Consider the following 17,010-nt stretch of genomic DNA (forward strand, 5'->3'; position numbering starts at 1 on the left):
GGCAGAGATGCATTCGGCGGTTGAGACGGAATCGGAGGTCAAAAAATGCTCGCTGACGGCGATAGGGAAAGTGTCGACGCCGGCATCACGGATTCAGGAAATCGTCAGCGCTTCTCAGGTAGTGGCATCTCACTCTTCCACCAGCCTGTCCAGTTTCGAGACCAAGTCCTCAGCTCGCAGATGGGTATACCGCCGCAGCATCTGCATGGACTTGTGGCCACTGATCGCGGCGACTTCCTGATCGGATAGCCCAGCTTCCACCAACCGACTGACGGCCTCATGGCGTAGGTCGTGAAAGCGAAAGTCATCGAGCCCTGCTTGCTTCTTCGCCTGGTTCCAGAGCTTGGTGTAGGCATAGGGGCCGCGCTTGCCGTCCTTTCCAGGCTCACCGAAGAACACCAGGTCACAGTCAAGCGGGCGCACAGGGTTGTTCAGCGCCTGCTTGAAAACCTCGGCGGCGGCTTGGGTCAGCGGCACCAGGCGGGCTTCGTTGTTCTTGGTGTCCGTGAGGCGCACCACGCGGCGTTTCACGTCGACCTGTGAGCGAGTAAGGGTCAGGATCTCCGACGAGCGCATGCCCGTCTCCAGGGCGATTCTGGCGATCCAGGGCAGCATGGGGTTGCTGTGCTGTCGCAGCACGGCGAATAGTCGCTTCTCCTCGTCGACACTCAGGCGCCGGTCACGCCCCTCTCCCGGGCTGGGCTTGCGGATATTCTGGACGGGGTTGTAGGTCAGGCCCAGGCCCCATTCCTGGATGGCCACGGTGTAGAGGTGGCCAAGCAGGGCGAGCTCCAGGCGCACGGTATTGGGGCTGATGGGCTTCCCGCGGCGTCCCAGGCTGTTGAGCCGCGTGTCGCGGTAGTTGGCGATCAGTTCCGGCGTCAGGGCCGCGAGGGAATACTTGCCAAGGTGCTGGGTCAGCGTGCTTGCCTTGTGGCGCTCGCTCTTCCGGGTACTGGGCTTCTTGGTGGGAGTGACATCGGCCAGATAACGCTTGAGCGCGGCTTCGAGCGTCATGCGCTCCGAGGCGCTGCGCTGGATATAGACGCCACGCACCATTTCATCTTCGGTGCGGCGGCTCCAGTCCTGGGCGTCACGTTTGGTACGAAAGGTCTTGGCGGTAGTGGGCCAGCCGGTCTTGCGGATGACGGCCTTCCAGCTACCAGAGGGGGTCTTGACGATGGTGGCCATGAAAATCTCCAGGGGGCTGAAGGATCGGCACTGTACCGAAACTGTACCCTTGGACTATGGGACTCACCAAGCCAGACTCGTAAGATGCTGATTTTACTGGTGGGCCCAGCAGGATTCGAACCTGCGACCAAGGGATTATGAGTCCCCTGCTCTAACCGCTGAGCTATAGGCCCGGCAAACGCGCGGCGTATGATAGCGAATGCCAATGGCTGAGACCAGCGCCCCGCTGGTATTCTCGGCCCTTACCTGTTCAGGAGGCTTCGGCATGGACGTCCGCTTCGATCAACCGTGTTCCGCACGATCCCGCCGCGGGTGGGTGGCGGCCGGCGTCGCCGGCCTGCTGCTGGCGGCATCGCCCGTGCAGGCAGCCTGGCAACTGCTGGCGCCCGAATCCCGGGTGACCGCGACGCTGACCGAGATCACCGCCGAGGGCAGGCAGCCGCATACCCATCACATCGACCATCTGCAGGGCACGCTCGGCACGGACGGTACCCTGCGCCTGCCGCTGCGTCTGTCGCAGACCGATGTCATGAAGCGCATCGGTCCGTTGCCGGCGTGGCTTCAGGAGATGGCGACCACCCCGCTGGTCACCGTGGTCACCGAGTTCGATCCGCAGCGCCTGGACGCCCTGAAGGTCGGCGAGTCGCTGACCGACACGCTCACGCTGCGCATCGACGGCAACGGCGAGCCGCGCCGCGAGAGCCTGCCGGTGCATTTCACCCGCAAGAGCCGGGACCGTATCCGGCTCACCAATGCCGAGCCGGTGACGCTGGACGGTCAGGCGCTGATGGACAACAGCGTCGCCCGGCTGGTACTGCAGATGCTCGGCTACCAGCGCATCGACGACGCGGTGCCCGTCGCCCTCGACGCCGTTCTGGTGGACGCGCCCGCCGGCCCATGAGCCTCGGCGAGTCGCTCCCCCAGGGTCTCGGCCCCTGGCATGTCGACTGGCCCTGGCCCGCGCCGCTGGCGGGGGTCATCTGGCGCGGCATCGCCCTGGATCGCCATGCCTTCGACGGCGGGGCCTGGGAAGCGGTACCGGTCACACCCCCGGAATCCGTGCACCGAGCGGCACCCAAGCGCCAGCTCGAGTATCTGGGCGGTCGCCTGGCCGCCCGCGCCGCCCTGGCCATGCTCACCGGCACCCCGGCGGTGCCCGGCATTGCCCCCAGCCGGGCGCCACTATGGCCCGCCGGTATCGTCGGCTCGATCACCCACAGCGGCCGTCTCGCCGCCGGCGTGGTGGCCTGCGCCGAACGCTGGCAGGGGCTGGGCGTGGATGCCGAAGCGATATTGCCCGTCGCACGCGCCGAGCGGCTGGCCCGGCAGATCCTCACTCCGGGGGAACAGGCCCTCATGGATGCCCTGCCCCGCGACGTCCGCGGCGTCTTCGCCACCCGGGTTTTCTCGCTCAAGGAAAGCCTGTTCAAGGCGCTGTTTCCGCTCACCGGGGTGCGCTTCTACTTCCAGGATGCCCACCTCGTCGCCGATGCGCACGACCCGCTGGATGCCACCACCCTGGAACTCGACCGCACGCTGTCGCCCGCCTGGTCCGCCGGGCGGCGCCTGACCGGCCAGGTCGGCCAGGTCGACGCCTGCCTGGTGAGCCTGATCGCGGTGCCGGCGGCGACCGGCTGATCACCACGGGGCCTCTCAGTAGCGCCAGGTCAAGGCTGGCCATCATGTCGACCCGTGCCAGGCGCCCTGCCCGCTCCTCCCGTCAGCGTAATCACGCTCGCGGGAAATGGCGCCTCGCCAGCGCCGCCGACCTGCTTGCCGTGGAGACTGCGCAAGCGGCAGGCACTCACCCGCGCACAACAGACTGCAAAGAATGAATACCAAAGTTCACTAAAAAATCTCGCCGGCGCGCCGATAACCCATTCGGTTGCGAGGTAAGCATTCCACGGACGTTCCCTCCGGGCGACTGACCGCCCCACTGCCGCTGCTTCTTCTCCGCCATCACGGCGCCAGCGACAGCACCTCACCGGTAACCACACCCCGATTCCGCGCGACGACCCCAGGGCCGCCGGCGGTTTGTCGAACCCTTGATTTCGAACAGGTGGTCACCTTGCGCTCACTCATCGACCTGACTCTCGGCAGCCAATGGAATGGCGGTTACGTCATGGAAGTCTTCATCACCAACCTGGGCAGCGACCCGATCACGGACTACCGGATCGGCTTCACGACCCGCGGCACGCTCAGCGACGTCTGGGGCGGCAGCCTGCTGACCGCCGACGCCGGCTACTACGAAATCGGCGACGACGATGCCAAGAACGACATCGCGCCCGGCGAAACCGCCCGCTTCAAGATCAAGGTGGTCGGTGACGGCACCGAGTTCCCGGCCGGTTTCACCGTCAACGGCGAGACGCCGGACTTGACCGATGCCGCCGCCGCGCTCGTCACCCCCGTCGACCCGCTGGCCGACCTGCCCGAGGCCTATGCCTTCGTCGACGGCGTGTCCAGCGTCGACACGAACATCACTGCCGACCAGCTGCAGACGCTGATCGACAACGCGCCCGACGGCGCCAGCATCCACTTCGCCGCCGGCGAGTATCATTTCGACGCGGCGCTGGCCATCGAGCGCAGCGACCTGTCGCTGGTGGGTGCCGGCTCGGCCGAGACCCGCTTCCTCTTCAGCGAGGCGGCGCTGGCCGACGGCGCGAGCCAGGCGATCCGCGTCCAGGGCGGCGATGCCGTGGCCGTCGGCACCCTGCAGGACGCCGTCGGCGAAGGCAGCGACACCCTGGTGCTCGGCGACGGCCACGGCCTGGCGGCGGGCGACACGATTCGTCTCTACCAGAACAACGATGCCGCCTTCCTCGATGCCATCGGTGACAGCCAGTGGCGCGAGACCGATTCGCCGCTGCGCACCAGCATGGCCCGGGTGGTCGCCGTGGATGGCGACACCGTCACCCTCGACCGCGGCGTTCACTTCAACTTCGCCGCCGGCGACACCCACGTCGAGCGCATCGACGCCCTCGACAACGTCTCGCTGTCCGGCTTCGGTGTGAATTTCACCCTCGGCGAGCCCGACGCCGGCGACTTCGTCAACCAGCGTACGGACCTGCTGCGCTACCACGCCATCGAGTTCGACGCCACGGTCGGCGCCGAGATCCACGACGTGGCGGTGACCAACGGCCCTTCGACCGCCTTCGAGTTCACCCGCTCTCTCGACATGAGCGCCGGCAGCCTGAGCGCCCAGGGCAGCTTCAACAAGGGTGGCGGCGGCAACGGCTACGGGTTCGAGCTGCGCGAGAGCTACGACGGCCAGTACGACGACCTGACCAGCCTGGGCATGCGTCATGGCGTACTGTTCGCCTCCTGGAGTTCCTCGGTGGGCAACGCCATCAACGTCGCGCTCACCGATCGCGACATCAACTTCCACGGCGGCCGCGACCACGACAACACGGTGCACGTCGAGCAGTCGCTGCGCGATGCCGACCATGACGAGATCTCGACCACGCTGTGGGTCAACGACGGCGAGAGCTTCGGCGCCCCGACCGACGGCGACGCCAACACCGTGACCTTCGACTACGTGATCGGCTCGCGTCGCGACGACACCATCCACGGCACCGACGAGGGGGTCTATCTGGATGGCGCTCTCGGGCACGATCACCTGTATGGCGGCGCCGGCGACGACATCCTGCGCGGCGGCGACGGCTGGGGCGACGACGTCCTCGACGGCGGCGACGGCTTCGACATCGCCCTCTTCGATCAGGCATTCGGCGACTACCACATCGCCAATCTCGGCAACGGCCGCTGGTACCTGGACGGCCCCGGCGACGACGACACCCTGATCGACATGGAAGAAGCCCACTTCGCCGACGGCCGGATCCTCGATCTGCGCACCGGCGAAGTGCGCCAGGGCGAGGTCTTTCAGGTGCCCTCGGCGGAAACGATTCTGGGCGACGGCGATACCACGGTCGATCTCTCCTCGTCCCTGACGCTGACCGGTGGTGACGCGCTGCAGACCGGCACGACGGTCACCGACACCGGCAGCGAGGCATTGAGCTACACCCTGACGCCGGTCAGCCGCTGGTCGAGCGGCTATGTCATGCGAGTCACCCTGAGCAACCACGGCGACCACGCCGTCGACGCCTCGGACGTCGCCTTCGACCTGAACGCCGACCTGACCCAACTGTATAGCGCCACCCTGACGAGCCAGGACGCGGGCCACTACACGGTGACCCCGGACGGGGATGGCATGCTGGCCGCCGGCGACAGCCTGAGCTTCTCGTTCAAGGCCTATGCCGACGAGTCGGAGCTGCCGGAATCCCTGACCCTCGGTGGCCAGGCCGTCACGCTGGACGACACCGGCCTCTTCGCCACCACGGCGGTGGGCACGGTGGATGCCGACGCCCTGACCCGCGTTACCACACAGATCAAGAGCGAATGGTCGAGCGGCTACGTCGGCGAGGTCATCGTCGAGAACACCAGCGATGCCACGCTCGACGACATCTCCCTGGGCTTCGACCTGCCCAGCGGCTTGAGCGCGCTGTGGAACGCCCAGGTCGTCGACACGGACGGCAGCGGCCATTACGTCGTTACCGACGATACCCCGCTCAGCCTGGCCCCCGGCGAGACCTGGCGCTTCAGCTACAAGACCTACGACGCGGCCAAGTCACTGCCGACACAGCTGGATGTCGACGGCACGGCCACGGCTACGCTGGCGACCACGGCAGGCGGCGACGAATGGGTCGGCACCGACGGCGCCGACACTTTCGCCTTCCGGGCCACGCAGGCCTCGAACCCGGAGGCGCCGGACCGCATCCTCGACTTTCTGCCTTCCCAGGGGGACGTCATCGACCTGTCCGCCATCGATGCCGACCCGGCACAGGACGGTGATCAGGGTTTCATCTGGCGCGGCACCGACAGCTTCACCGGCCAGGCCGGCGAGCTGCGCCTGGCCGACGGCATGCTGCGGGGCGACGTCAACGGCGACGGCGTGGCGGATCTGGCCATCGAACTGACCGGAATCGGCGGCTGTCAGGACGACCAGGGGCTGATTCTGTAACGGGGAGTCTGTAACGAGAATGTGGCCGAGCGGTTGAAATTCGTCACTCACTTCCTATGGTGAAGGGGCGACGCGGTAACACGGCACCGGAGCCGGGACGGCTCCGGTCGCCACACCGAGCACCGGCCCGCTCGCCACCTCGGGAATGGGGTGACCCCACAGAAACGGATTTTGCACAAGGAGCGACACATGGATATGCGCCCGACTTTTACCCAGCCTGCTGGCAAAGCCCTTCTCGCCGCCCTGATCGCCGGCGGCCTGACGCTGGGCACCAGTGCCATGGCCGCCCCGCAGGGCCTGTATTCCGCCGACGAACTGACCGATGCCGAGGTCTACAGCAAGAGTAACCCGTCCGAGGACATCGGTGACGTCGAGGATGTGCTGCTCGACGACAACATGCAGGTGCGTGCGCTGGTGATCGACACCGGCAACCTGCTCGACCTGGGCGCCAAGCAGTACGTGATCGAGACCGGAGACTTCACCGTCGAGACCGTCAACGGCAATGATCTCGAGAACATCGCCTACAAGGTCCACGTCGACATGACCGAGAAGGAGATCACCCAGCAGCCCGAGTACACCAACGACTGGTGGACCCAGACCAAACAGGCCACCGCCAACGCCTGGGAAAACACCAAGCAAACTGCCCAGAGCGCCTGGCAGAGCACCAAGTCGGCCACCGCCTCGGCGCTGACCAATGCCGGCCAGGCACTCGACACGGCCGGCGAGAAGACCCAGCAGGCTGCCGAGGACACCGCGGACAACATGGACGGCGACAAGACGCAGTAAACGCTCGCCGACCTGCTTCTGCTCTAGAAAACGGAGCAAACAAGCAGCTCATAGAGAAGCACCGGGCCCGGCCACCGACCGGGCCTTTTCGTGTCCGCAGGCCTCGCCGGTGAGAGACGGTCACGTCAGGCGAGCGAGCGCATCCCGACCGGCCTTCTCGCGCTGGGCACCGGTAAGCTCGACGAGCCGGCCCTCGCGCATTTCCAGCAGGCGATCGGCATGCCCGAAGTAGCTGTCGTCGTGGCTGATCGCGAACACCGTGAGCCCCTGCGCGCGCAGGGCCGGCAGCAGGTCCCGGTAGAACACGCGACGAAACTGCGGATCCTGATCGGCGGCCCATTCGTCGAGCAGCAGGATCTGGCGTTGCTCGCAGACTGCCAGCAGCAGCGCCAGTCGCTTGCGCTGGCCCTGCGAGAGCCGGGTGGAGGTCACGCGCTGGTCGACGAACGCCAGCTTCTCGCGCATGCCCAGCCGGTCGAGCCAGGCATCGAGCAACTCGGGGTCCGCCGCGTTGCCTTCCGGCCCCAGCAGCCGGTCAAACAGATGGAAGTCGGTGAAGACGCTGGCGAAGCGCTGGCGGTAGGCCGTCCACTGCGACGCCGTCACGGCCACGCCGTCGAGGCGGATCTCGCCACCCTGCGGCCGGTAAAGCCCGGTCAACAGCCGGGCCAGCGTCGACTTGCCGCTGCCGTTGCCGCCGATCAGGAAGACCTGCTCGCCGCGCTGGAGGGTCAGGTTGATCGGCCCCACCGTGAACCCCGGCGTTGCACCCCCGTCGGGATAGCGAAAGGTCACGTCGCGCAGCTCCAGGGTCTGCCACTCGGCGTCCGGCTCTCGCGCGTCGAAGCCCTCGCGACGCTCGGCCAGCGCCAGCGATTCCAGCTTTTCAAAGGCTACCTGGGCGCTGAGCAGCGTGGGCAGCGCCCCCACCGCCTGGATCAACGGCGTGCGCAGAAACAGCAGGGTCAGCGAGTAGGTCGCGGCGACCGCCGTGTTCGCCCAGCCCAGGCCATTGGCCAGGTAGAACACCACGCCGATGGCACCGAGCATCATGATGTTGGCCCAGTTGTTGGCGCCGAGATGGAACGTATCGGCACGAATCACGTGATGGCGATACAGCCGGGCATCGCGATCGTAGGCCTCGTGGTAGAGCCGGCGGGCGCGGTGGCGGTTGAGGGCGAGCTCCTTGCGCCCCTCGATGACCGCCTCGTAGTCCTGTTGGAGCCGATCCTCGGCCTCGCGCACCGCCCGCAGATGCGCATATACCCGCGACACCAGCAGCCAGCCGACCAGCAGCGTCCCGGCGATCCAGGCCCCGGTGACGGCGAGCATCGGCCCCGAGAGATAGCCGAGATAGCCGATCGCGGTCAGCGACAGAACCACCCCCTGGACCAGTTCCGGCAGGCGCACGAAGGCGATGGTGACATTGCGCACGTCGCTCGCCAGGCTGGCCAGCAGTGAGGCACTGCCCAGCGCCTCGAGGCGTTCGATGTCGGTATCGAGGATGCGCTTGATCAAGCGTCCGCGCAGGCGATGCACGAAGTGATGGCCGAGCGTGGTCAGCGCCAGCTGGGCCGCCAGCGACACGCCCAGCAGCAGGGCCAGCAGCCCCAGGAACGCCGGCAGAGCGGATAGCGCCTCGGCGCTGGCGGCGATCAGCCGCTGGTTGATGAAGGCGATGATGCCGATGCCCAGCCCGGCGCTGGCCAGGCTGAGCAGCATCACGCCGATGAACGACCCGCGATACTCACGAAAGACGACACGCAGCAGCTCCATGGGACCCCCAATGATGTGACGCGCACACCATTGGGGAAAACACCACTCGCGTCAACGAATAATTCTCATTTGCAAAACAGGCACGCTGTTGTCATCTGTCCCGCCAGCGTGTCCTGCAGGCCAGATACGCCTGCCGTGCCTGTGCAGCCGTGGTCGGTGTCAGCCACAGCGACTCGCCCGGTGCCAGCTGGGCCAGCCGGGCACAGGCCAGCGGGGTCAGCGCCCCCAGCCGCGGATAGCCACCGATGGTCTGGCGGTCGTTGAGCAGCACGATGGGCTGGCCGTCCGCCGGCACCTGGATGGCGCCGAGCGGGATGCCCTCGGATACCATCCCCGACAGCCGGCAGTGCAGTTCGGGGCCGAGCAGGCGCACACCCATGCGATCGGCGCGGTCATCCACTCGCCATTCGCGGTTGAAGGCGGCGAACACGCTGTCGCCGCTGAAGTGGGCGATCTGCGCGCCGGGCACCAGCGCCAGAGTCGCCTCGGCCTCGGGCGGCAGCACCACGTCGCCGGGCAGCACGCGATCGGCGCGTCCCTGCCCTCGCCAGCCCAGGGTGTCGCCCGCAGCGAGCGCCCGGCCGTGGCCGTCCAGGCCGCCCAGCCCCTCGCGGGTCACGGTGGCGACACTGCCCATCACCGGCTCGGCGTCGATGCCGCCCGGCACCGCCAGATAGGCGCGCAGCCCGCGCACCGGTGCCGCGAAGGCCAGCCGCTGGCCTGCCTCGACGGCGAAACTGGTGTTGTTCGCCAGCGGGCGGCCGTCGAGCGTCGCCCCTAGGTCGGCCCCGGCCAGCGCCAGCGTGGCGGCGGCTTCGATGCGCAACTCCAGATCACCGATGGCGATTTCCAGCCCCGGCGCCTCGGGCGGGTTGCCCAGCAGCCAGTTGGCCCAGCCCAGCGATACCCAGTCCAGCGCGCCGCCCTGGGTCACCCCCAGGTGGCGCACGCCGAAGCGCCCGGCATCCTGGATCAGCGCCTGGGGACCGGCCCGTTCGACCCGCAGCCCCGGTGTTGTCGCGGCGGTCATGGACGCTCCTCCAATGGGGTCGGGTCGCCGCCCTGGGCGATGAAGGTCTCGCGATCGACAGCCTCGAAGCGCACCCGGTCGCCGGGACGCAGCAGGCTGTAGCCCTCGCGATCGCGGTCGAACAGCGTCACGGCGGTGCGGCCGAGAATGTTCCAGCCGCCGGGCGAACGCAGCGGATAGACGGCGGTCTGCCGATCGGCGATACCCACGCTGCCGGCGGCGACCTTCTGGCGCGGCGTCTTGAGCCGTGGCGTGGCCAGCGCCTCCTCGACCAGTCCCATGAAGCCGTAGCCGGGGGCAAACCCCAGCGCGAAGACGCCGTAATCCCGGGCGCAGTGGCGCTCGACCACGTCCGCCACTGTGGTGCCCAGCCGCTCGGCGATGCGCGGCAGTTCGGGTCCCACGCTCTCGTCGTACCAGACCGGGATCACGTGATGTTGGCCCTGATCCGCCGACGCCGGGGCCAGGTCGGCCAGCGCCGTGTGGATGCGCTCCCGGGCCTCGGCCGGGGTGAGCGCGGTGACATCGAAGTGAACCAGCAGCGTGGTATAGGACGGTACCAGATCGATCAGCGGCGGGCCGAATGCCTTGCGCAGCGCGCTATCCGCGGCGGCCAGCCAGGGCATGTTGGCCTCGTCGATGGCGTCGAAGAGCCGCACGATCAGAGAGTCCATGCCCACCGTCTCGAGTCGCGGCGTCATGCGGTCTCCAGCGCCTGGAAGGCCTCGCGGATGGCACGCACCGCGGCGATCGACTCGGCGTTGTCGCCGTGCACGCAGAGCGTGTCGGCGGACAGTCGCAGCTGGCTGCCGTCCTCGGCGGTCAGCGGCTCGCCACGGGCCAGCGTCACCGCCTGGGCGACGATCACCTCCGGGTCGTGGTGCACGGCGCCGGGACGCCGCCGCGAGACCAGATGGCCGTTGGCGTCGTAGGCACGATCGGCGAAGGCCTCGAACCACAGCGTGACGCCCATCTCCTCGGCCAGCGCCCGGGTCGGGGCGGGATCGGCGGTGGCCATCACCAGCAGCGGCAGTGCCGGGTCGTAGGCGCGGACCGCGCGCATCACGCCGCGCAGCAGTGCGGGGTCGCGGGCCATGTCGTTGTAGAGTGCGCCGTGGGGCTTGACGTAGGCGACCCGGCCGCCCTCGGCGCGACAGAGGCCGTCCAGCGCGCCGATCTGGTAGAGCAGCATCGCCTCGACCTCCTCGGGCGAGCAGGCCAGCGAGCGGCGGCCGAACCCCTGCAGGTCGGGATAGGCGGGATGCGCGCCGATGCGCACGCCGCTGGCCACCGCCAGGGCCACGGTGCGGCGCATGATGTCGGGGTCGGAGGCATGGAAGCCGCAGGCGATGTTGGCGCAGTCCACATAGGGCATGACCTCCTCGTCGAGCCCCATCGTCCAGTTGCCGAAGCTCTCCCCCATGTCGCAGTTGAGTAGCGGGACGGGCATGCGGTGTCCTCACGTGATTGTTGTATCGAAACCCGGCCGGGAGCGTCCATGCCGGGATTTCCACTGTAGAAATCCCGGCATGGGCGGGTCCAATCGTTTTTCGTGATGCCGAGTATCGAGGGAATTTTTCATTCCCGCGGACAGGACAAAAATCGTTGACGCCATGGAACGCCCGGGGGAAGAATTCCTGACATACGTATCCCCACCCGTCACCAGCAAGGAGCCGACCATGCCCGTCAGCGATCCGTTCCACCTGGCCGTTCAGGTCCACGATATCGACGAAGCCCGCCGCTTCTACGGCGAGTTTCTGGGCTGCCCCGAGGGCCGCTCCTCGGAGCGCTGGGTCGACTTCGACCTGTATGGGCACCAGTTCGTCTGCCATCTCAACCCGGCGATGAAGGACGCCCGCGAGAGCAGCCACAAGAACCCGGTCGACGGCCACGGCGTGCCGGTGCCGCACTTCGGCATCGTGCTGGAAATGGACGCCTGGCAGACACTGGCCGACAAGCTGCGCGCCCACGGCGTCGAATTCGAGATCGAGCCCTATGTGCGCTTCCAGGGCGAGCCCGGCGAGCAGGCCACCATGTTCTTCTACGATCCCTCCGGCAACGCCCTGGAGTTCAAGGCCTTCAAGGACCGCGACGGTCAGCTGTTCAGCAAGGCCTGACCGGGCGTCGCATGGTCGACTTCAAGGAACTCGAGGCCTTCGTCTGGGTCGTGCGGCTGGGCTCGTTCCGCAAGGTGGCCGCCCGGCTGCACCTCACCCAGCCGTCGATCTCCGATCGCATCAATCGCCTGGAGGCGGCGGTCGGCGAGACCCTGCTCGAGCGCAGTGCCCGCCCCATCCAGCCCACGCTGCGCGGTCGCGAATTCTTCACCCATGCCGAGCGCCTGCTGGAAAGCCGCGAGGAGGCCCTGCGGCTGTTCCAGAACGAGGAGACGTTTTCCGGCACGTTGCGCCTGGGCATCATCGAGACCATTGCCAACAGCTGGTTTCCCGAGTTCATGCGCCGGCTCGCCCAACGCTACCCGCAGCTGACGCTGGAACTGACCGTCGACATTTCCCCGCAGCTCCATCAGCGCCTGGCCGACAACGATCTCGACATGCTGTTCGCCATGGACGGGGCGGCGCCGGGCCTGGCCGTGGAGGAGACGCCGCTGTGTACCTACGCGATGGGCATGTTCATCGCGCCCCAGCATGTCGACCGGCTGCGCAACGAAGGGCCGGGGTCCCTGCCGTTCATCTCCTTTTCCAAGCAGGCCAGACCTTACACGGAACTGGTCACCTACCTGACCGAGCAGGGCCTGGATGCCCCCCGGATTCACTGTGCCAGCACGCTGATGACCATTGCGCGGATGAGCATCGAGGGATTGGGGATTGGCGTGCTGCCGGTCTCCACGGTCGCCGACAGCATCCGCCGGGGCGAGCTCGTGCGTCTGGGCTTGCCGCGCCCGCTGCCGGCCATGATCTACGAGGTCATCTGGCGCAGCACGAACTACCCCCGCTTCAGCCGCAGCGTGGCCGACCTGGCTCGACAATGCGCCGACCGTTACGACCGCGACCATGCCGATGACAGCACGTTGCCGCAGGTGAAAGTCTGGGCCGATACCGGGAATAAGAATTAACGATTTGACGCTCGACCGCGGGCGCCGGAAGAATGAATCGGCACCGTTATCAACAACAACATGAGGTTTCTGCCATGCGCTATTCGCTGTCTCCGCTGGCCGTTGTGCTGGCCGCCGGCGCCCTGTCCGCCACGACATCCGCCCTCGCCGCCGATCAATGGAACCTGGCCACGCCCTACGGCGATGCCAGTTTTCACACCCAGAACACCAAACAGTTCGCCGAGGACGTCAGAAAGGCCACCGATGGCGAACTGGACATCACCGTGCACAGCGGCGGCTCGCTGATTTCGCATGCCGAGATCAAGCCTTCGGTCCGCCGAGGCACCGTCCAGGCCGGGGAAATCTTCCTCTCCACGCTGTCCAACGAATCGCCGATCTACGAAGTCGACACCCTGCCGGGCCTGGCCAACAGCTACGACGACGCCTACGCCCTGTGGCAGGCGTCCAAGCCGATCATCACCAAGCTGTTCGCCGAGCAGGGACTGATGCCCCTGTACGCCGTGCCCTGGCCGTCGCAGGGCATCTACACCGACTTCAAGCTGACCGACGCCGACCAGTTCCAGGGGCTGCGCGTGCGGGCGCCGAACATCAACACCCAGCGCTTCGTCGAGAACCTCGGCGGCATCCCCACCGAGACCGAGGAAGCCGACATCCCCACCGCCTTCAGCACCGGCCGCGTCGACGCCATGATCACCTCGGTCTCCACCGGCAAGTCGATGGCCGCCTGGGACTACGTCTCGAACTTCAGCGACGCCAACCTGTGGTTCCCCAAGAACATCGTCTTCGTCAACAAGCGGGCCTTCGACCGGCTCGACGATGCCGAGCAGAAGGCCGTGCTCGCTGCCGCCAAGCAGGCGGAACGCCGCGGCTGGCAGATGAGCCGCGACGACCGCGCCGAGAGCGTCAAGGCGCTCGAGGCCCACGGCATCACCATCAGCAAGCCGCAGGGCGAGCTCAAGAAGCAGCTTCAGGCCGCCGGCGACAAGCTCTTCAAGAGCTGGCAGGAACGCGCCGGCGAGCAGGCCAAGCAGCTGGTCGCCGACTACCGCCAGCGCCAGCAGCCCTCCGAGTGATACCCCGGGGCGGCGCCCGGCGCCGCCCTTGCCCTCGCACGACGCATTCCGTGTCGTCCTGTCTGCCATCGACACGAGGCCTTCGTCATGACGTTTCGACTTGCCAAACTCTACAAGCTGGGCGCCTGGGGAGCCGCGCTCTGCATGCTGGCCATCTGTGGGCTGGTCACCTTCCAGGTCGTGCTGCGCTGCATGGACGGGCTACTGGTGCTCGCCGGTGCCGAGCGGACCGGCTGGGAAATCGGCGGGGTCTCGGAGATCGCCGCCTACCTGCTGGTCGGCGCCACCTTCCTGAGCCTGGCCTACACCTTCGTTCACCATGCCCACATCCGCGTCACGCTGGTCATTTCGCGCCTGCCGGCAACCGTGCGCGTCTGGGTCGAGGCGGCCTGCCTGGCCGTGGCCCTGGCACTGACCGTCGTCCTCGGCCGCGGTTTGATCACGCTGATCGGCGAGAGCCTGGAGTACGGCGACCTCTCCTCCGGCCTGCTGGCCATCCCCTTGTGGATTCCGCAGTCCGTACTCGCCATCGGCGTCGGCCTGCTGTGCCTGGCGCTGATCGAAGCGCTCATCGCCACGCTGCATACGGCGTTCACCGCCCCGAGTCACTACATCGCACCCGAGCAGCACGAAGAGGTCGGCGGCGAATAGCCTGCAACCTCACCACACCCACGGCTCGCTCCCACGCCAACCCACAACGAGGAGACCGCTTCCGTGCTGACCCTCAGCCTTGCCACGATCGCCGCCCTGGCCCTGCTGCTGGGAGGTGGCGTGTGGATCGCCTTCGCCCTGCTGGGCACCGGCTGGATCGCGCTGTCGTTCTTTTCCAGCTTCGACCCGGGGCCGATCCTGGCCTCCGACTTCTGGGGCGCCAGCTACGGCTGGGATCTCACCGCCCTGCCGATGTTCGTGTGGATGGGCGAAATCCTCTTCCGCTCGGGGCTTGCCGACAACATGTTCCGGGCCTTGGCCCCCTGGCTGAACCGCATTCCCGGCCGCCTGCTGCATTCCAACATCATCGGCAGCGGCCTGTTCGCCGCGGTGTGCGGCTCCTCGGCGGCGACCTGCGCCACCGTCGGCAAGATGACCCTGCCGGAACTCGAGCGCCGCGGCTACGACCCCAACCTAGCGATCGGCACTCTGGCCAGCGCCTCGACGCTGGGCCTTTTGATCCCGCCGTCGATCATGATGATTGTCTACGGCGTGGTCACCGAGCAGTCGATCTCGCGGCTGTTCATCGCCGGCATCGGCCCGGGGTTGCTGCTGCTCGGCCTGTTCATGACCTATCTGGTTGGCTGGTCGCTGCTGGTCGGCGAGCGTCAGGGCCGCGCCGGCCGGCGCGAGGCCGCCACCACCTTCGGCGAGAAGCTGCGCGGCAGCCTCCAGCTGATACCGCTGCTGATCCTGATCGGCGGCATCCTCGGCAGCATCTACGGCGGCTTCGCCTCGCCCACCGAGGCGGCCTCCGCCGGCGTGGTGCTGTCGATGCTGATCGCCCGCGCCAACGGCCACTTCGACAGGGCGATCTTCCTCGATTCACTGTTCGCGGCGATCCGCACCGCCTGCATGATCGCCTTCATCATCGCCGGTGCGTCCTTCCTTTCCTCGGCGATGAGCTTCACCCAACTGCCGATGAACCTGGCCAACGCCATCGCCACCCTGGGGCTCTCGCCCACCGCGCTGCTGGTGATCCTGACCCTGTTCCTGCTGGTGCTGGGCTGCTTCCTCGACGGCATCTCGCTGATCCTGCTGGTGACCTCGATCATCATGCCGCTGATCGAGGCCGCCGGCTTCGACCTGATCTGGTTCGGCATCTACCTGGTGATCGTCGTCGAGATGTCGCAGATCACCCCGCCGGTGGGCTTCAACCTGTTCGTCATCCAGGGCATGACCGGCAAGGACATCCTCACCATCACCCGGGCCACGATCCCCTTCTTCCTGCTGATGATCGTCGCTATCGCGCTGATGCGACTCTTCCCGGGGATCGCGCTCTACCTGCCCCAGGCGATGAACTGAACCGTTCCCGGCCCCCGGCGGGCATCAGCCGGGGGAACCGGCGACGCTCAGTCTTGCTCGACGACTCAGCGCGCAAACACCACCGTGCGCCCCTGGTGCAGGAATACCCGTCGCTCGATGTGATAGTCGATCGCCCGCGCCAGCGTCAGGCACTCGATGTCGCGACCCTTGGCGACCAGGTCTTCCGGATAGTGGGTGTGATCGACCGACGCGACGTCCTGGGTGATGATCGGCCCCTCGTCGAGGTCGTTGTTGATGTAGTGGGCGGTGGCGCCGACCAGCTTGACGCCCTTCTCGTAGGCCTGGTGGTAGGGCCTCGCCCCCTTGAAGCCGGGCAGCAGCGAGTGGTGAATGTTGATCGCCCGGCCGCTGAGCAGCTCGCACATCTCGGGCGAGAGCACCTGCATGTAGCGGGCCAGGATCACCAGTTCGGCGCCGGTCTCCTCGATCACCGCGCGGATCTGCGCCTCCTGCTGCGGCTTGGTGTCGGCGGTGATCGGGAAGTGGTGATACGGCAGATCGTGCCAGGCGGCGAGCGGTTCGAGATCGGGATGGTTGGAGACCACCGCGCGGATGTCGATCGGCAGCTGCCCGATGCGATAGCGGTAAAGCAGGTCGTTGAGGCAGTGGTCGGCCTTGGAAACCAGAATCACCGTGCGCGGCCGGGTGCCGGGCGCGGTGAGCTCGAACGTCATGTCGAATTCGGCGGCCCGCGTCGCGAAGGCCGCCTCGAAGGCGTCGGCATCGAAGCCGTCATGCTCGGGGCGGAATTCGGCGCGAATGAAGAAACGCTCGCCCAGACGCTCGTCGAAGGATTGCAGCTCGGTGATATAGCAGCGCTGTTCCTTGAGAAAGCGCGTGACCACATCCACGGTGCCCAGCCGGCTGGGGCACTGGGCGGCAAGGATCCAGGTATCGGGGGTGCGGCTCATGACGCCTCCTGCTTGTGATTGTTGATGGTCCGTCGTGCGACGGTACGCCAGTGCCGGCCGCCGTTGCCGGCAACCCGACGAAAGAACAAGAGGGCGCCGTGGCGCCCTCTCGAGGT

15 protein-coding genes and 1 tRNA gene are annotated in these 17,010 nt (G+C 67.2%); 9 read left to right on the plus strand and 7 right to left on the minus strand.

Annotated features, from left to right (window positions below):
- Nucleotides 1–129: 129 nt before the first annotated feature.
- Complete coding sequence (locus tag ACTCB7_RS00005) at nucleotides 130–1,191, minus strand: tyrosine-type recombinase/integrase (protein WP_163650074.1); 1,062 nt, start codon at nucleotides 1,189–1,191, stop codon at nucleotides 130–132.
- 97 nt (nucleotides 1,192–1,288) lie between these two features.
- Nucleotides 1,289–1,364: transfer RNA gene (locus ACTCB7_RS00010), tRNA-Ile, on the minus strand.
- A 92-nt stretch (nucleotides 1,365–1,456) separates the two neighbouring features.
- Here ACTCB7_RS00010 and ACTCB7_RS00015 point away from each other — a divergent pair.
- The 4 genes from ACTCB7_RS00015 to ACTCB7_RS00030 all read left to right on the plus strand — a co-directional run bounded on the left by ACTCB7_RS00015 (nucleotide 1,457) and on the right by ACTCB7_RS00030 (nucleotide 6,991).
- A complete protein-coding gene (locus ACTCB7_RS00015; RefSeq protein WP_163650073.1) occupies nucleotides 1,457–2,092 on the plus strand; it encodes a hypothetical protein in 636 nt (211 codons plus the stop codon).
- Nucleotides 2,089–2,829, plus strand: a complete 741-nt coding sequence (locus tag ACTCB7_RS00020) for a 4'-phosphopantetheinyl transferase family protein (RefSeq protein ID WP_163650072.1) — start codon at nucleotides 2,089–2,091, stop codon at nucleotides 2,827–2,829. The genes ACTCB7_RS00015 and ACTCB7_RS00020 overlap by 4 nt, the downstream gene beginning before the upstream one ends.
- Nucleotides 2,830–3,259: 430 nt before the next feature.
- Nucleotides 3,260–6,205 (plus strand): cellulose binding domain-containing protein, encoded by a 2,946-nt coding sequence (locus ACTCB7_RS00025; RefSeq protein ID WP_463005113.1) that lies wholly within the window; start codon nucleotides 3,260–3,262, stop codon nucleotides 6,203–6,205.
- Nucleotides 6,206–6,394: 189 nt separating this feature from the next.
- Entirely contained in the window at nucleotides 6,395–6,991 is a 597-nt protein-coding gene (locus tag ACTCB7_RS00030) for a PRC-barrel domain-containing protein (RefSeq protein ID WP_463005114.1), read from the plus strand.
- A gap of 120 nt (nucleotides 6,992–7,111) precedes the next feature.
- On the opposite strand, the gene ACTCB7_RS00035 is transcribed toward ACTCB7_RS00030, so the two are convergent.
- From ACTCB7_RS00035 to ACTCB7_RS00050, 4 genes are all read right to left on the minus strand, one after another.
- On the minus strand, nucleotides 7,112–8,767 hold the full coding sequence (locus ACTCB7_RS00035) for a multidrug ABC transporter permease/ATP-binding protein (RefSeq protein WP_463005115.1): 1,656 nt from the start codon (nucleotides 8,765–8,767) through the stop codon (nucleotides 7,112–7,114).
- A gap of 91 nt (nucleotides 8,768–8,858) precedes the next feature.
- A complete protein-coding gene (locus tag ACTCB7_RS00040; protein WP_463005116.1) occupies nucleotides 8,859–9,797 on the minus strand; it encodes a 5-oxoprolinase subunit C family protein in 939 nt (312 codons plus the stop codon).
- Nucleotides 9,794–10,498 (minus strand): 5-oxoprolinase subunit B family protein, encoded by a 705-nt coding sequence (locus ACTCB7_RS00045; RefSeq protein WP_463005117.1) that lies wholly within the window; start codon nucleotides 10,496–10,498, stop codon nucleotides 9,794–9,796. The genes ACTCB7_RS00040 and ACTCB7_RS00045 overlap by 4 nt, the downstream gene beginning before the upstream one ends.
- Nucleotides 10,495–11,247, minus strand: a complete 753-nt coding sequence (locus ACTCB7_RS00050) for a 5-oxoprolinase subunit PxpA (RefSeq protein ID WP_463005118.1) — start codon at nucleotides 11,245–11,247, stop codon at nucleotides 10,495–10,497. Before ACTCB7_RS00050 ends, ACTCB7_RS00045 begins: the two co-directional genes overlap by 4 nt.
- A gap of 229 nt (nucleotides 11,248–11,476) precedes the next feature.
- Here ACTCB7_RS00050 and ACTCB7_RS00055 point away from each other — a divergent pair, with 229 nt between their 5' ends.
- The 5 genes from ACTCB7_RS00055 (at nucleotide 11,477) to ACTCB7_RS00075 (ending at nucleotide 15,962) form a co-directional block, all read left to right on the plus strand.
- Entirely contained in the window at nucleotides 11,477–11,914 is a 438-nt protein-coding gene (locus ACTCB7_RS00055) for a VOC family protein (RefSeq protein ID WP_463005119.1), read from the plus strand.
- An 11-nt stretch (nucleotides 11,915–11,925) separates the two neighbouring features.
- Nucleotides 11,926–12,873, plus strand: coding sequence for a LysR family transcriptional regulator (locus tag ACTCB7_RS00060; RefSeq protein WP_463005120.1), 948 nt, complete (start codon nucleotides 11,926–11,928; stop codon nucleotides 12,871–12,873).
- A 74-nt stretch (nucleotides 12,874–12,947) separates the two neighbouring features.
- Entirely contained in the window at nucleotides 12,948–13,946 is a 999-nt protein-coding gene (locus tag ACTCB7_RS00065) for a TRAP transporter substrate-binding protein (RefSeq protein ID WP_463005121.1), read from the plus strand.
- Nucleotides 13,947–14,033: 87 nt separating this feature from the next.
- A complete protein-coding gene (locus ACTCB7_RS00070; RefSeq protein WP_463005122.1) occupies nucleotides 14,034–14,597 on the plus strand; it encodes a TRAP transporter small permease in 564 nt (187 codons plus the stop codon).
- Between the two features lie 63 nt (nucleotides 14,598–14,660).
- The gene (locus ACTCB7_RS00075; protein ID WP_463005123.1) at nucleotides 14,661–15,962 is read left to right on the plus strand and encodes a TRAP transporter large permease; all 1,302 of its coding nucleotides are present in this window, start codon (nucleotides 14,661–14,663) and stop codon (nucleotides 15,960–15,962) included.
- Between the two features lie 65 nt (nucleotides 15,963–16,027).
- On the opposite strand, the gene purU is transcribed toward ACTCB7_RS00075, so the two are convergent.
- The gene (gene purU, locus ACTCB7_RS00080; RefSeq protein WP_463005124.1) at nucleotides 16,028–16,894 is read right to left on the minus strand and encodes a formyltetrahydrofolate deformylase; all 867 of its coding nucleotides are present in this window, start codon (nucleotides 16,892–16,894) and stop codon (nucleotides 16,028–16,030) included.
- Nucleotides 16,895–17,010 lie beyond the last annotated feature (116 nt).

The organism is Modicisalibacter sp. (genome assembly GCF_055145905.1).